The organism is Variovorax sp. efr-133-TYG-130, assembly GCF_030208835.1.
Classification (GTDB): Bacteria; Pseudomonadota; Gammaproteobacteria; order Burkholderiales; family Burkholderiaceae_C; genus Variovorax.
Map to the genome: position 1 here is coordinate 59,002 of NZ_JARVTD010000040.1, position 13,617 is coordinate 72,618.

Sequence of the window (13,617 nt, forward strand, 5' to 3'; positions counted from 1 at the left end):
TCGATGCCGGACGCACCCCGCTCCAAGCCCCTGAAACGCCCCACGCAGGCACGCAGCAAGTTCACCGTGCAGGCGATCTACGACGCCTTTGTTCGGATTTGGAACGCGCACGGCTGGGAAGGCGTGACCACGCGCGCGGTGGCGCTCGAAACCGGCATCGCGGTCGGCACGCTGTACGACTACTTTCCCGACAAGGAGGCCCTGCTCTCGGGCTATGTGCGCCACTGCATCGAGGCGCTGCTCGCGCGGCTCGATGCGGATGTGATCGTGCCCGCGGACATCGGCTGGCGCGAAAGGATGCAGCGCCTGGTGCGCATCACCTGCGACACCCGGCTCGAAGGGCTGCCCGCCTTCGACCACGAAATGCTGATGCTCGAACACCGCGTGGCCGAACCCAAGCACCACCGCCGCGTGTACGACGAACTCGCGGCGCGCTGGCTGAGGGCCTTCGCAACCTGCACGGACCTGGAGCCGCGGCCCTCGCCGGACACCATCCACGCCCTGCTGACCGCCTGCTGGGGCGCGCGCCGCTACCGCCTGCTGTTGCAGCCCGACGCGGCCGGCGACAACGGCGCCTGGCTCGCGGAGATGGAAGCAATGGTCATGGCGCGTCTGGCGATGCGCTGAGCGACTGCAGCCATGCCAGCGTGGCCTGCAGTTCAGCGGGCCGAATCTCGTGCGCGCCCGGGAAGTCGCCGCCCGAGAGCGTCAGCGGCAATGTGCGCGCCAGTTCGCGCGTCACTTCCGCCGCGCTCGGCGGAATCACGTTGTCGGAACTGCCGTGACTCACCCACAGCGCCTTGCCCTCGAAGGCCTCGGCGGGCGCCACGTGCGGCACCACCTGCGACAGCAGCCGGCTGTGCCACACCATCGCGGCGCGCACGCTCTCGGGCTTGGTCAGCAGCAGCGACAGCGCCATGATCCCGCCCTGGCTGAAGCCGCCGACGATCACCCGCTCCGGCGGCACGCCGAGCTGCTGGCCGGCCGAGGCGATCATCTCGCCGACGAGGAAGCGGCTCTCGCGCTCCTGCTCTTCGTTGATCAGGCGCTCGCCGTTCGGCAGGAACTGGAACTCGAACCACGCATAGGCATCGGGCGACAGCACATACGGCGCGCGCAGGCTCAGCACATGAAAGTGCGGCGGCATCATGCGCGCGAGGCCGAACAGGTCCTGCTCGTTGCTGCCGACGCCGTGCATCAGCACCAGCAGCCAGGGTTCGGCGGTGCCCGGCCAGGCCGAGTGTTCGAGGAATTTGAGGGGCAGGTGAAGTTGGGTCATGAGGGTGGAAGCAGTGAGAGCAGTGCTTATCGGATTGCCTGGAAGCCGCGTGCCAGTTCGCGCGTGAGCTCGGCCGCCGGCACCTCGCGGCAGCCGGTCGCGTTCTGGCCGGACCACAGCGGAGAAAAATCGCCGCTGCCCTTTGCCTCGGCCTTGGCACGCAGCGGCGCGATGCCCGAGGTGGCCAGCGGGAACTCCGGCGCCGCCGCGCCGATGGGGCCCAGGTCGCGCATCACGCGGTTCACGATGCCGCGCGCGGGCCGGCCGGTGAAGAGATTCGTCAGCGCGGTGTGGCGCGCGGCTTCGCTCTTGAGCGCGGCGCGGTGCAGCGCGCTGGTGGTCGCCTCGGGGGTCAGCATGTAGGCGGTGCCGATCTGCACGCCCGCCGCGCCCAGCGCCATCGCGGCAGCCACGCCGTTGGCATCGGCGATGCCGCCGGCCGCGATCACCGGCAGCTTGACGGCATGCACCAGCTGCGGCAGCAGCGCGAAGGTGCCGAGCTGCCTGGTCAGGTCATGGGACAGGAAGTGGCCGCGGTGCCCGCCGGCCTCCAGGCCCTGGGCGATGACCGCGTCGACGCCGCGCGCCGCGAGCCACAGCGCCTCGTCGAGCGTGGTGGCCGAAGCCAGCACCTTGGCGCCCCAGCCGCGCACCCGCGCCAGCAGCGCCTCGGACGGCAGCCCGAAATGAAAGCTCACCACCGGTGGACGGAACTCGGCGATCAGGTCGGCCACGTCCGCGCTGAAAGGGTTGCGCCCCGGGCCGGCGGGAATGCTCGCGGCGTCGATGCCGTGCTCCGCGTAGTACGGTGCCAGGGCGGCGCGCCATGCGGCTTCGCGCTCCGCGCTCGGTTCCGGCGGGGTGTGGCAGAAGAAGTTGACGTTGAAGGGCTTGTCCGTGCCCGCGCGGATGGCCGTGAGCTCGCCGCGCATGACCTCGGGGCTCAGCATGGCGCCAGGCAGCGAGCCGAGTCCGCCCGCATTGCTGACCGCGATCGCCATCGCGCTGCCTTGCACGCCGGCCATGGGCGCCTGGATGAGAGGAAGTTCGGTGCCGAGGATCTGCTGCAGCGTCGTCATTCGAAATGCGTCCTGGAATGTCGGGAAGCGGCCATTGTCCTGTCTGCGGGGAAGTGACGGCGGCGGCGGGGTCATCGGCATGCGGCTTCGGCACAATCGCGGGCATGCACATTCCCAGTTCCGACAGGCCGCGCGCCGCCCTGGCCAAGGCGGCCGTCGTTGCCGCGCTCATCGCGCTGGCCGGCTGCTCCCAGCAAGACAACAGCAGCACCGCGGCCGACGTTCCGGCCGCCACCGAGGAAGCCCTGGCGCCAGCCGCCGAACTCGCCGCCCCTGCCTTTTCGGCGACGCTCAAGCGCGGCGACCTCATGCCGCTGGTGTTTCCCGGCTGGGAAGACAAGGACAAGGGCCGCGTCGGCACCGTGACGCTGCCCGACATCGGCAACGACGGCAAGCCCGTGCCCGACAGCGAAGGCGAGCAGCAGGCCGACGTGTCGCCGCGCGAGGTGGTGCGCCTGGACGACACCCACGCCGTGATGCTGACCGAGACCGTGCCCCTGGACGACCAGGGCCAGCCCATGGACGCCCACGTCGCCGGCGCCTGGATCGGCGCCTACTTCTTCGAGCAGGGCAACGACGGCTGGGCGCTGTCCAAGCGCAACGACGCCGTGGGCTACCAGGGCTTCATGGGCAGCATCGGCAAGACCGCCGTCGAGCGCATTGCGCCGCAGCGCTTCGTGCTCACCGCCACCAGCGGCAGCTGCTGGCAGGGCTACTGCGGCAGCTGGCTGTCGGTTTACGAACTGGGCGCGAGCGAGGTGCGGGAAATGGTGAGCGGCATTCCCATGTCGGCAAGCAACGGCGGCGCCGACGGTGCCTGCGAGCAGGTGCTGGCCAACGAACGCCCCGAGACACCGCCGCGCGGCAGCTGCTTCGAGGTCGAAGGCTCGGCGCAGTTCGCGCTGGGCACCGACGACGAGCCCGGCGAGATGCGCCTGGTGTTCAGCGGCACGCGCACCTCCGGCGCGGGCGCGCGCGCCGAGTCGGTCGACAGCACCGTGGTGTACGCCTACCGCAAGGGCAGCTACGTGCCGGGCAGCGGGCGCAACCCGGTGCCTTCTTTCTGAGCGAGGCGCGGGCTGGTCCGCCGCGGCCCGCCTCGCGCTATTCCTCGCTGGTCCACTCCACCTGCACGCCCAGGCTGCGCAGGTTTTCCACGAAGCGCGGGTGCGCGCGGCGGATCGGCGTGGCGTTGCGGATTTCCGAGCGGCCTTCGATGCTCGCCGCCACCATGAACAGCGCGATCGCCACCCGAATGATGTAGGGGCTCTCGACCACCGCGGGCGTCAGCGGATTGCCGCCGAAAGTGATGAGCCGGTGCGGGTCCGACGAGAACACGTGCGCGCCGAACTTCGACAGCTCGCCGGTCCAGCCCAGCGCGCCGTCGTACACCTTGTTCCAGAACATCGCGTTGCCCTGCGCGCGCACGCCCAGCGCAATGAAGATCGGCAGCAGGTCGACCGGAAAGTACGGCCACGGCGCCGCTTCCACCTTGGTCAGCACGTTGCTGGTGAACGGCGTCTGCACCTTCAGCGGGCCGCTGCGCAGCGCACGCGACCAGCCGTCTTCATGCACGATCTGCACGCCGAACTTGGCGAAGGTGCGGTCCAGCAGCGGAAAGTTTTCAGGCGCGCTGTTGCGCACCACCACGTCGCCGCCGGTGATGGCGCCGAGCGCGAGGAAGGTGGTGATTTCGTGGAAGTCTTCGTCGAAGCGGAACTCCCCGCCCTTGAGCGTGCCGCCGCCGTGCACCGTGAGCCGCGAAGTGCCCATGCCGTCGATGCGCACGCCGATCATGGCCATGAAGCGGCAGAACTCCTGCACGTGCGGCTCCGACGCGGCGTTGGTCAGCGTCGAAGTGCCGCCCGCGGCGGCCGCGCACAGCACGAAGTTCTCTGTGGTCGTGACCGAGGCGTAGTCCAGCCAGTGGTCGGTGGGCGTCAGCCGGCTCTTGCTGTAGACCAGCAGCGAACCTTCGGTGCGCTCCACCTCGCCGCCGAAGCGCTGGAACACCTCCACATGCGGATCGATCTCGCGCACGCCCAGCGTGCAGCCCTTGACGTTGTCCTCCAGCCGCGCCACGCCGAAGCGCGCGAGCAGCGGCGGCACCAGCATGATCGACGAGCGCATTTCCTCCGGCAGGCGGTGCAGCGCGGCGTCGAACGTGGTCTCGCGGTGATGCAGCTCTAGCGTGCCCGTCTCGTGGTCCATGTGCACGTCGCTGCCCAGGGTGCGGAAGATCTCCAGGATCTTGCGCACGTCCGTGATGTCGGGCACCCCATGCAGCCGCAGCGGCTCCCAGGTAAGCAAGGTGGCACAAAGCACCGGCAGCACGGCGTTCTTGTTGGCGGAGGGGGTGATGCGGCCACGCAGCGGCGTACCGCCGTGCACGATGAGGTTGGACATGAAGAGGAAGAAGCGGGGGAGCGGGAGGCGGTGGGAAATGGCGCGTAAACAATTCGCGCCCGAAGGCGAGCACTTTACCGTCTGAAAGCGGCATGAACGGCGATGAAGTTGTAAGAACTTCAAAGCAGAAGCCACTGAATTGACAATTCTTTCGCATTACATCCACCTGATTGCCCAGCCGGCTCGCGACGAACTTGTTACTCCCGCCCCTCCGCCTTGCCCGGCTAGATTGGCCGCCTCTTCCTTCGAAAGGCCCAACCAGATGACCCACGCATACACCGGCGGCTGCGCTTGCGGCGCCATACGCTACGAGATCGCGTCCGAGCCCGTCTTCCAGAACCACTGCCAGTGCCGCGACTGCCAGCGCAAAAGCGGCACCGGCCACGGCTCATACCTCACCTTTGCGCGCGCCGGCGTGAAGCACAGCGGCAACGCCACGCTGTGGGACATGGTCGGCGACAGCGGCAACGTCAAGACCCGTGCGTTCTGCCCGGCCTGCGGCTCGCCCGTGTACATGACCTTTGCGGCCATGCCGGACATCTTTACCGTGCATGCGGCGAGCCTGGATGATCCGGGGCGGTACAAGCCGCAGGTCGTCACGTATGCCGTGCGGGGGTATGAATGGGACTTTCTGGATCCGGGGCTGCAGAAGTTCGAGAAGATGCCGCCGATGTGAGGAAGTCCCGAGTGACGGTGCCGGACCAGCTCCGCTGTCAGCCTGCCGAGGCGCGCGAGCGATAGAGCCCGGCATGCGCCATCGTGTATTCACTCAACGGCCCCGCCTTCACATCCGCCGCGCGAAAGTGCTCCGGCGCCTTGACATAGGCCTGCACCGAAAGCCCCGAGGGCGCCGCACCGTCGACCCTCTCGACCGCAATCGAAACGCGGCGATAGCCGTCAGCCTCGGTCACTCTTTCGAGCACGTCCATCGCATCCAGCGCCGCTTGATCGACTTCGAAGACTTGCCCCGCCACCCGCTCACCCTCGCCTGCCGAAAACACGAGCCACGGAGAGAAGCGCTCGCCGACCAGGTACAGCGGAGCGCTCCACGGTGACGAACTCCCCCGCCACACGCTTGCCGCGATTGGTCGTGAAGTTGGGGAAACCCTCTTTCAGGGTGCCGAAGACGAAGACAAGGTCGGTCATGAGTGAGAAATCAAGTGGTCCGCTTGCGAGCCGCATGCTTCACGCAGCCGCCGATGCGCATCGCCATCCCATGCGATCGGCTGCTGGTTCTTCGCGCGCAGGTAGTGGTGCGTGAACACGGCGAGGTAGGCCTCCAGCGTCTGCTCCACGGCATGCTCGCCCGCCAGGCTCATGCACATGGCGGCCACCTCGCTGGTGCAGAAATGATCCTCGCGGCCGGAGTTGCGCAGCTTGTATTGCGTGATCTGCTCCGGCTGCAGGCTCAACACCGGCAGCCGGTCGAGGTACGGGCTTCTGCGGAACATCTTTCGCGCCTCGGCCCAGGTGGCGTCGAAAAGTATGAAGAGCGGGCGCTTGCCGCCGTCGGCATGGGCTGGCCGCACAGCGGTGACCACGCGCTCCGGCGCGGCGTACTGGCCCGGGAACACCACATAAGGCTGCCACTGCGGATCGGCCAGCAGGGCCAGCAACGCGGGATCGACCTCGGTGCGCGCCCAGCCGAAGGCGAAGGTGTCGGCCACCACGTCGGCGATCAGCCAACCCGTGTTGGTCGGCTTGAGCGGCTCGATGTCGGCCATGAGCAGGCACACGCCCGCGCGCGTGGGCACTGACGGGCGCAAGGCGCACATGCAGTGGCTGGGCCTCAGCCGGCAGCCCGCGCAACGCTCGCTCTTGAAGCCGCCGTTGGCTAGAAAGGGCTCGGTGCCTCGCGCCAGGCGCGCGGCGCGAAGAAGGGAAACGGCGTGAGGCATGCGTCGATTCTCGACGCTGTGGCCGCCTATCTTGGTGCCAGCAGCTTCCCGCTCGCGGCAAGGCGTATGGTCCGGAACAGCAAGACGGCGATCAGACCGCTCAGGAAGGCGAGCAGCGCAACGGCCAAGCCGGTCATCATGGGATGCCGCACGTGCTCCGCATAGCGCAGCGCGGCATTGCAGAGCGCGGCTATCGGGAAGCTCAATGCCCACCACCCGGCGGCGAAGGCAATGCTCCGCTTGAAGATCTTGAAGGCCAGCGAGAAGAACACGAACAGGCCGAAATAGAAGAGCATCGCGGCGAAGGCGTCGACCCGCTGGAAGAAGTTGGTGTATGCGAGGAAGCCGACTTCGAACGGCGCGATCAGGATCATCAACGACGGCACCATCTCGTTCGCGAGCTTCTCTTGATGGTGGATCAGCCTGGACATGATCATCGTGAAGAAGACCAGCGCGACCATCGTGCCCACGGCCATCGAGAACAGGTTGAGTTCCCTCGCCCAGCCCATCGGCATGGTGCCGCCCGCTACCGTGATGTCGAGCGTTGCCACGCCCGGAATCAGCCACGCCGGCACCGAATGCCCCGCGTCGACCTTGCCCCGCAGAAGCCGGCTGACGATGGTAAATGACAGCACAATGGTGGCCGCCGCGCCGATGCCCCAGAGAATCTCCGAAGCCCGGCTGCTGAGCGGCGCCACGACCGACGAGATCAGCAGGATTGCAATGGTCACCGTGCCGAAGAAATTGCCGGCAATCGGATGCAGGAACTCGCCCCGCACGGCGGACGGGTGCAGCACCGCCTTTGCGGCATAGGCGACGCAAAGCACCACGAAGATCGCGACGGCGATGCTGCTGATCGCCGCATCGACCAGCGGGCTTGCGCCGAACTGCTGCCCGGCCTGCCGCCAGGCCAGCGCCAAGCCCGAGATCCCCATGACCGAGGCGAACAGATTGACCGGTAGATATTGAATGGATGCCTGCCGCGGAAGTGCCGCCTGGCTCAGCGTGTGCGTGGTGTTGATACGTGCTCCTGTGGAAGATGGGCTTCCCCCGCGCGCCTCATGCAGGGCTCGCGGGAGCGACGTAAAAAGTCTATTTGCGGCACCCGCAACGCAGGCCGTGGCCATGGCGCGGTTTGCGCCATTGATGGCCGTTTTCAGGCCACTGGCGGTTCGGACCTGAAGCGCTGGCGGTATTCCCGAGGCGTCGTGTCGAGCCGCTTCGCGAAGATGGTACGCATGTGGTTCGCGCTATGGAACCCGCACCGGAACGCCACCGTTTTCAGCGGCAGGTCGGTTTCCTCCAGCAGCTTGCGGGAGAAATCGACCCGCACCTGCTCGACGAAAGCCGAAGGCGTCATGTTGGCGTTCCTGGCGAAGACGCGCGAGAAAGTGCGCCGGCTGACGCCCACCGCATCGGCGAGTTGCTCGATGGACAGTTGCTCGTCGATGTGGTCGGTGACGTGGCGCAGCACCTTCGCGACGATGGTCTCTTCCTTCGGGCCGGCCGCCAGGAAGGGGCTGTACTGCGACTGCCCGCCCTCGCGGCGGATGTACACGATGAGCCGCTTGGCAATGCGCAACGCGAGTTCGTGGCCCCAGTCTTCGGTGATCAGCGCCAGGCAAAGATCGACGCCGGCCGCGACACCGGCCGAGGTGAACAGGCTGCCATCGCGCACGAAGATCTTGTCGGGCCGCACGCGCGCCCTTGGAAACTGGGCGATGAGCCGGTCGACGTCATGCCAATGAGCGGTGACCTCCTTGCCGTTCAGCAGCCCCGCATGTCCCAGCGGGAATGCACCGTTGCAGACGGAGCCGAAACGGCGGGCACCGGCGGCCTTGTCACTCAACCACTGCAGGAAGCTCGGCTCGTACTCGTTCACCGCAGGCAGCTTCGGGCCACCCGCGACGAGCAGAAGATCGGGCTGGCCGTCGTAGTCGAGGTAGCCGGTCCCGACATGAAGCGCCATGCCGTTGGCGCAACGAACGCTCCCCGCGCGCATGCCCACCAGTTCGATCTGGTAGTGCCGGTCGGGCGGGAGAAAGCTGTTGGCCTCGGTAAAGACGTCCATCGGCGCGGCGACGTCCAGTGCCTGCACCCCTTCCAACACGACGATGACCAGCTTCATGATTCGAGCGCCTCGTCACGCACGGACGACCAGGCCCGTGAACGTGCACCCGGCATGGAAGAGCCGCACGTCGCAGCCGCCTGCCGCGGCTCGGACCCCGATGAGACGAGGAACGCCGTCTGCGTCAGACGCGCTTCGAGATGTGCTGCTCATCCGAAGATGATGGCACAGGCGCTCAGGACGTCGTCAGGGCCTCGCACTGGCTTTCGATGCGGGCATGAAGCAGGCTCAGCGACACCGAGAGCAGTCGCTGCAGCGCGCCGCGCTGGCAGGCATCGAGGAGCGGCGCGGGGTCGGTGGCGGACAAGGCGGCGTCGCGGCGGTCTTCGTCCCAGGCGAGCAACTGGGCCAGCGTGCATGCGCCCTGGACCACGTCGCGCGCATCGTTGAGAAATGCGGCCTGGTCTTGTTAGGAGGGGTCGAGCCGTTCGGCCTCGATCCACTCGAAGGGCCTGAACTGGGCGGCGGGACGATGCGGCGCGCAAGGGCAACCGGGGTTTGAAGCAAGGGGCATGAGCCCTCCAAGGATGTCGATTTGCAACAACCGACGCCCTCGCTTCCAAACAAGGGCGGCAGCTCGAACGGGTTGGAAGACCGGGACATCCTTGCGGAAACCGGCAGGGCGCGAGCCCTCCCGTTCAAGCCGCCTAAAAAATAGGCGCAAACGAAAAAGCCGCAGACCAAGTGCGGTAACTGCGGCTTTCGTCGCAGGATGTCAGCGGGCTTCCAAACCCGGCCCCGCTCATCACGGGGCGGAGGCAATGTACGCGGTCTTTGGAAAGCCAGTCAAGCCGAAGGGCGAAAGAGCAGGTTCGTTCAAAATCGTAGCAAAGCTCGGAACGGCGGCCGACAACGCACCGCATCTCGGTTCAAGGGCTAAATTATTTTCAACACAGGGGGAGTCGGACCGCATGTTTTCGCTTGACGCATCAGACAAAGAGGCCATCAAGGATCACTTTAGAAGGAACAAAGCCTTCTCGTGGTCTGAGGAGTTTTTTCTTTCGGCGATCAACACCGCCAAGTCGAAGTACGACGTTTATTGGGCGGTGATTGCATTGCGAGACTACGGTACTCGGAAGAGCTTGCCAGCGTTGAAAGCTCTGTCCAAGTACCCCATGCAGGATGTAAAGGCCTGTGCAGTCTTGACGATCGCGCAAATAGCCGGCGCAGCGGAAACGCCCTACTTTGTGCAAGTCCTTGAAGACCCATTGAGTGGCCGCAACAAGGTGTACGCGCTTTGGGCTATCGGGGTAGCAGGTGACGAGCGAGCCTTGGAGTCAGTCGAGCGATATGTTCGAAAGAACAAAAAGAAGCTGCAAGCAGAAGGCATGGACCCCAGAGCGCAGCAGGAAGTGCTCACGTTCCTATATCGGGTGGATGCTTCGAGCCTTCTACAGGAGTTTTCCTTTCTGATCCCGCCTTTGAATTTTTTAACGCCGTTTGCCCTAAGCAACTTTGTGCGGCGCGTTCCTGGAATGAAGCTTTCAATAGAAGCCGTGCTCGGAAGAGTGATTCCAGTCGAAATCCACACGAATGATTCTTCGGTGGCACAAGCGAGCCCGGGCGCCGCGCTCGCGGCAAAGCCATGAAGTTCGAGGGCCAGAACTTTGCCGTCGTGAATGCACCGTCCGACCGAGTCTTGGAGAGCAGGCTCCTCGCACTCAAGAGTTACGGGCGGCATTCGTACGCATCGCTTACGGACGCTCAAGGCAACTATGTTCAGGTGGCCGGCGGCGGTGTGACGTGCATGGTCGAAAGCTTCGACGCCTCGACTTCGACGAGGCTGAGAGCCTTTCACGACAAACCGAGCCCTGTGTTTCCTGACGGCACAGTCCTTTCATTCGGAGGCGGCGAGATGCGCCTCAAATCCGACGAGTGGTTCCACGCAAGCTCCGTCGTGGAAATCTTCCTGTGCTTCAAATATGGACGGCGCTACCCAGAGACCGTGAATTGGCGCCCTGCGCCGCAGAAGTGACGCCTCTACTTGGCTCCGCCCCTTGTCGCTTCCCTGGAACCCAATTGAGAATCGCCGATACCAAGACCTTTCCACAAAATCTCAGGCATCGCAGCGCGGCATTGGCGCGCAAGTGGTCGCGTCGATAGCCCACCACCAGCACACGGCCGTCACCAGCTTTCCCCGCTTGTACACATGCCCCTGCCATGCTTGCACCCATGAAAGTCAGCGACAACCTGAAGGCCTGGGCAAGGCGAATCAAACGCGACGGCGTGACGCTTTGGTTTGCGGGAAAGAATCCTCGGACGCCCTGGTACGCGAAGGCATTGGGTGTTTTTGTGGTGGCCTATGCGCTCAGCCCCATCGATTTGATTCCGGACTTCATCCCGGTGCTGGGCTACCTCGATGATGTTCTGCTGCTTCCCGTGCTGATCTGGCTTGCAATCCGGTTGCTGCCGCCCGGGGTGCTCGCGGAATGTCGCAGCCAGGCGGAAGAGTGGATGCAGGTGAACGGCGCCAGGCCAAGCAGCCGCGCCGGGGCCGTCCTCGTCGTGAGCCTTTGGGTGGGCTCAGGGGTCGCGGCCTGGCTCTGGTTCAAGCCGCATCCGTAAGGTGAGGACGGCCAAGTGAATGGCGCTGTCCGCTGGCTGAAACGGAGGCCTTAAACTCCGCGGCCTTTCCGTTGTGTAGAGGAACAATCCGCGATGGCTTTGTTGCAACCCGGCCCTTACTTCCACGGCACGCGCGCAGACCTCCGGGTGGGCGACCTGCTCACCGCAGGCTTCCGCTCGAACTACGACGAGCGCGTCGTCATGAACCACATCTACTTCACCGCGTGGCCAAAGGGCGCGGGGCTGGCCGCGGAAATGGCGAAGGGCGACGGCCGTGGCCGCGTCTACATCGTCGAGCCCACCGGCGCCTTCGAGGACGACCCCAATGTCACCGACAAGAAGTTTCCGGGCAATCCCACGCGCTCGTACCGCAGCCGGGAGCCGCTGCGGATCGTCGGTGAACTGGAAACATGGGAGCTCTTCGACGCGGAGTACATCCGGCAACTCAAGGAACGCGTGCGCGTTGGCATGGGAGAGATCCTGAACTGAATTCAGGGCGACGAGGCAACGCAGCGATAGCTTTCCGCCTTCGTCGTGTCGCCCGACACGTATGCCGGGTAGTTCGGGTAGCGGCACATGGGGCGCGTCGCAAGCGTGCTGAAGGGAGCCGTGGGCAAGTTGCGCACCTGCACGAGTGCATCGGCCGGCGCGCGGCCGCCCGTCACCCAGTTGTCCAGCGTCGCGAGCAGATCGTGGTTGGTGGGAATCTCGGCGCCTGTCGTGAGGCTCGCCGCCGTGCCGTTGTGATTGGACGCAGGCGACACGTAGAGGCGCACGAATTCGTCGACGACCGGCTGCGTCAGCTTGCCGACGACGCTCTGGTAGTACTGGATGCCCGCCACGGGGCTCTGCGCCCAGTCGCCCGCGTTCTCGCGGATGATGAGCTTGCCACCCCGCGCACGGAAGGCCGCAAGATCGGGGTTGGTCGCGTCCATCAGCGCCGACACCTCCTGGATGCGCGCCTGGAAGTTACTCGCGTTCCATGTGCGGATGTCGAAGGCGGCGTTCCTCGCGATCACGTAGCGGGCGTAGCTGCTGCCGTAGATCACGCCGCGAGCGTCCGCCGCGGTCGGTGGCAGGTTGGGCGCCACTCCCGTCGTCACCCAGCGCCCCACGCCCTCACCCCCGAACTGGATCTCGCCGCCGTAGAGGCGGCCCGGATAGGTGGTGATACCGTTGGCCAACGGAAAGGGCATGACAGTCGGCCCGTACGAGGCCTTGAGCACTGCGAGCTGCGCGTCGGACAGACAGGTGTCGCCCGTGTCGCGCCCCCCGGGACAGCGCAGGCTCTGAAGATTGATGCGAGACGGACAAGCGAGGTAGTTGCTCACCACGCCGTCCGCGCTGTTGTCCAGCGCGTCGCATGTGGTGTTCACGTAGTTGGCAAGCAAGCGCACCTTGCTGGCGTTGATCGCACCGCCCGAAAACTGCGGCAACTGGTAGTTGATGAAACCGTTGAAGAGCCCCGTCCAGTTGATCACCGGCACGACGGACACGATGCCGTCGAAATCTCGCGGGTAACGCTGCGCCATGACCAGGCCTTCGCGCCCGCCCTCGGAGCCGCCATAGAAGTACTGCTTGCGCGGCGAGCGCAGGTAGTACTGCCGCATCAGCACGTGCGCGACGTCCTTGACCTTCTTGTACGACTGATGCGCAAAGTTCTGGAACATCTCGTCGTTCAGCGCGAACCTGGCGGGGTCGGTGGCGCCATAAGTCGCGCCGTCGTGGCCGGAGTCGGTGCCAAAGGTCGCGAAACCCTGAGTGATCGGCTGTGGCTGGCCCGGTGCCGCATCGCGAAGTGCGGCGACGGCATCGATAACGGTGCCATTGAAGCCGCCGCCGCCCACCATGACGGCTTTCTCGTTCCACGTGGTCGGCAGGTTGAGCTGGAAACGTATCGGATCGGCACCCGCCGCAAGGGGTGCGATGGAGCCCCGCACCCTGCAATATTCGGCGAAAGCTGGCGCTGCGGTGACGGCGGGAACGACCACGGCCGACGACACGGTTGCCAAGCCGCTCGGCAGCCCGATCTGCCCCGGCGAGACTGTCTTGCCCACCATGCCGGCGCAAGCCTGGGCGAGCGAGGCCTTGTCCGGCACGGCCGCACTGCCGGCCCCGCCTCCGCCCGTCGCGCATGCAGCGAGCAGCGTCGAAAAAACGATGAGGCCGACTATGCCGATCCAGCGGCCGGGATGATTTGTTCTTGTCATGCGTGTCTGGGTTTTGCTTCTTGGCGTGCCGGCCGGCTCGGAAGCCCCCACC

At 65.8% G+C, this 13,617-nt stretch carries 17 protein-coding genes; 7 read left to right on the forward strand and 10 right to left on the reverse strand.

Going from position 1 to position 13,617, the window contains the following annotated elements; genetic code table 11:
• The first annotated feature begins 3 nt into the window (after window positions 1–3).
• Entirely contained in the window at window positions 4–627 is a 624-nt protein-coding gene (locus tag QRN67_RS30305; RefSeq protein ID WP_285414825.1) for a TetR/AcrR family transcriptional regulator, read from the forward strand.
• On the opposite strand, the gene QRN67_RS30310 is transcribed toward QRN67_RS30305, so the two are convergent.
• Together QRN67_RS30310 and QRN67_RS30315 are read right to left on the reverse strand one after the other, a co-directional pair.
• Window positions 602–1,279 carry an alpha/beta hydrolase gene (locus tag QRN67_RS30310; RefSeq protein WP_285414826.1) on the reverse strand — a complete coding sequence of 226 codons (678 nt, stop codon included), beginning with the start codon at window positions 1,277–1,279 and terminating at the stop codon, window positions 602–604. The two genes, QRN67_RS30305 and QRN67_RS30310, sit on opposite strands and share 26 nt — an antisense overlap.
• A 26-nt stretch (window positions 1,280–1,305) precedes the next feature.
• Window positions 1,306–2,358: an NAD(P)H-dependent flavin oxidoreductase gene (locus QRN67_RS30315; protein ID WP_285414827.1), complete on the reverse strand. Its 1,053-nt coding sequence runs from the start codon at window positions 2,356–2,358 to the stop codon at window positions 1,306–1,308.
• 104 nt (window positions 2,359–2,462) lie between these two features.
• Between QRN67_RS30315 and QRN67_RS30320 the strand changes: the two genes are divergently transcribed.
• Complete coding sequence (locus QRN67_RS30320) at window positions 2,463–3,425, forward strand: hypothetical protein (protein WP_285414828.1); 963 nt, start codon at window positions 2,463–2,465, stop codon at window positions 3,423–3,425.
• A gap of 37 nt (window positions 3,426–3,462) precedes the next feature.
• On the opposite strand, the gene QRN67_RS30325 is transcribed toward QRN67_RS30320, so the two are convergent.
• Window positions 3,463–4,764 carry a UDP-N-acetylglucosamine 1-carboxyvinyltransferase gene (locus QRN67_RS30325; protein WP_285414829.1) on the reverse strand — a complete coding sequence of 434 codons (1,302 nt, stop codon included), beginning with the start codon at window positions 4,762–4,764 and terminating at the stop codon, window positions 3,463–3,465.
• Between the two features lie 262 nt (window positions 4,765–5,026).
• Between QRN67_RS30325 and QRN67_RS30330 the strand changes: the two genes are divergently transcribed.
• The gene (locus tag QRN67_RS30330) at window positions 5,027–5,440 is read left to right on the forward strand and encodes a GFA family protein (RefSeq protein ID WP_285414830.1); all 414 of its coding nucleotides are present in this window, start codon (window positions 5,027–5,029) and stop codon (window positions 5,438–5,440) included.
• Window positions 5,441–5,477: 37 nt separating this feature from the next.
• Here the strand turns inward: QRN67_RS30330 and QRN67_RS30335 are convergent, their stop codons facing one another.
• From QRN67_RS30335 to QRN67_RS30360, 6 genes are all read right to left on the reverse strand, one after another.
• Window positions 5,478–5,765 (reverse strand): gamma-glutamylcyclotransferase family protein, encoded by a 288-nt coding sequence (locus QRN67_RS30335; RefSeq protein ID WP_285414831.1) that lies wholly within the window; start codon window positions 5,763–5,765, stop codon window positions 5,478–5,480.
• The gene (locus QRN67_RS30340; protein ID WP_285414832.1) at window positions 5,743–5,910 is read right to left on the reverse strand and encodes a gamma-glutamylcyclotransferase family protein; all 168 of its coding nucleotides are present in this window, start codon (window positions 5,908–5,910) and stop codon (window positions 5,743–5,745) included. The genes QRN67_RS30335 and QRN67_RS30340 overlap by 23 nt, the downstream gene beginning before the upstream one ends.
• A complete protein-coding gene (locus QRN67_RS30345; protein ID WP_285414833.1) occupies window positions 5,907–6,662 on the reverse strand; it encodes a tRNA-uridine aminocarboxypropyltransferase in 756 nt (251 codons plus the stop codon). Before QRN67_RS30345 ends, QRN67_RS30340 begins: the two co-directional genes overlap by 4 nt.
• 26 nt (window positions 6,663–6,688) lie before the next feature.
• Window positions 6,689–7,684: an SLAC1 anion channel family protein gene (locus tag QRN67_RS30350; protein WP_503010958.1), complete on the reverse strand. Its 996-nt coding sequence runs from the start codon at window positions 7,682–7,684 to the stop codon at window positions 6,689–6,691.
• Between the two features lie 134 nt (window positions 7,685–7,818).
• The gene (locus tag QRN67_RS30355; protein WP_285414835.1) at window positions 7,819–8,790 is read right to left on the reverse strand and encodes a GlxA family transcriptional regulator; all 972 of its coding nucleotides are present in this window, start codon (window positions 8,788–8,790) and stop codon (window positions 7,819–7,821) included.
• Between the two features lie 175 nt (window positions 8,791–8,965).
• Window positions 8,966–9,163, reverse strand: coding sequence for a hypothetical protein (locus QRN67_RS30360; RefSeq protein ID WP_285414836.1), 198 nt, complete (start codon window positions 9,161–9,163; stop codon window positions 8,966–8,968).
• 388 nt (window positions 9,164–9,551) lie between these two features.
• Here QRN67_RS30360 and QRN67_RS30365 point away from each other — a divergent pair, with 388 nt between their 5' ends.
• From QRN67_RS30365 to arr, 4 genes are all read left to right on the forward strand, one after another.
• Window positions 9,552–10,379 carry a HEAT repeat domain-containing protein gene (locus QRN67_RS30365; RefSeq protein ID WP_285414837.1) on the forward strand — a complete coding sequence of 276 codons (828 nt, stop codon included), beginning with the start codon at window positions 9,552–9,554 and terminating at the stop codon, window positions 10,377–10,379.
• Complete coding sequence (locus QRN67_RS30370) at window positions 10,376–10,765, forward strand: hypothetical protein (protein WP_285414838.1); 390 nt, start codon at window positions 10,376–10,378, stop codon at window positions 10,763–10,765. The genes QRN67_RS30365 and QRN67_RS30370 overlap by 4 nt, the downstream gene beginning before the upstream one ends.
• Before the next feature lie 197 nt (window positions 10,766–10,962).
• A complete protein-coding gene (locus QRN67_RS30375; RefSeq protein WP_285414839.1) occupies window positions 10,963–11,355 on the forward strand; it encodes a YkvA family protein in 393 nt (130 codons plus the stop codon).
• A gap of 93 nt (window positions 11,356–11,448) precedes the next feature.
• Window positions 11,449–11,844, forward strand: a complete 396-nt coding sequence (arr, locus tag QRN67_RS30380; protein WP_285414840.1) for an NAD(+)--rifampin ADP-ribosyltransferase — start codon at window positions 11,449–11,451, stop codon at window positions 11,842–11,844.
• Window positions 11,845–11,846: 2 nt separating this feature from the next.
• Here arr and QRN67_RS30385 read toward each other — a convergent pair whose 3' ends face one another.
• The gene (locus QRN67_RS30385) at window positions 11,847–13,565 is read right to left on the reverse strand and encodes a tannase/feruloyl esterase family alpha/beta hydrolase (protein WP_285414841.1); all 1,719 of its coding nucleotides are present in this window, start codon (window positions 13,563–13,565) and stop codon (window positions 11,847–11,849) included.
• Window positions 13,566–13,617 lie beyond the last annotated feature (52 nt).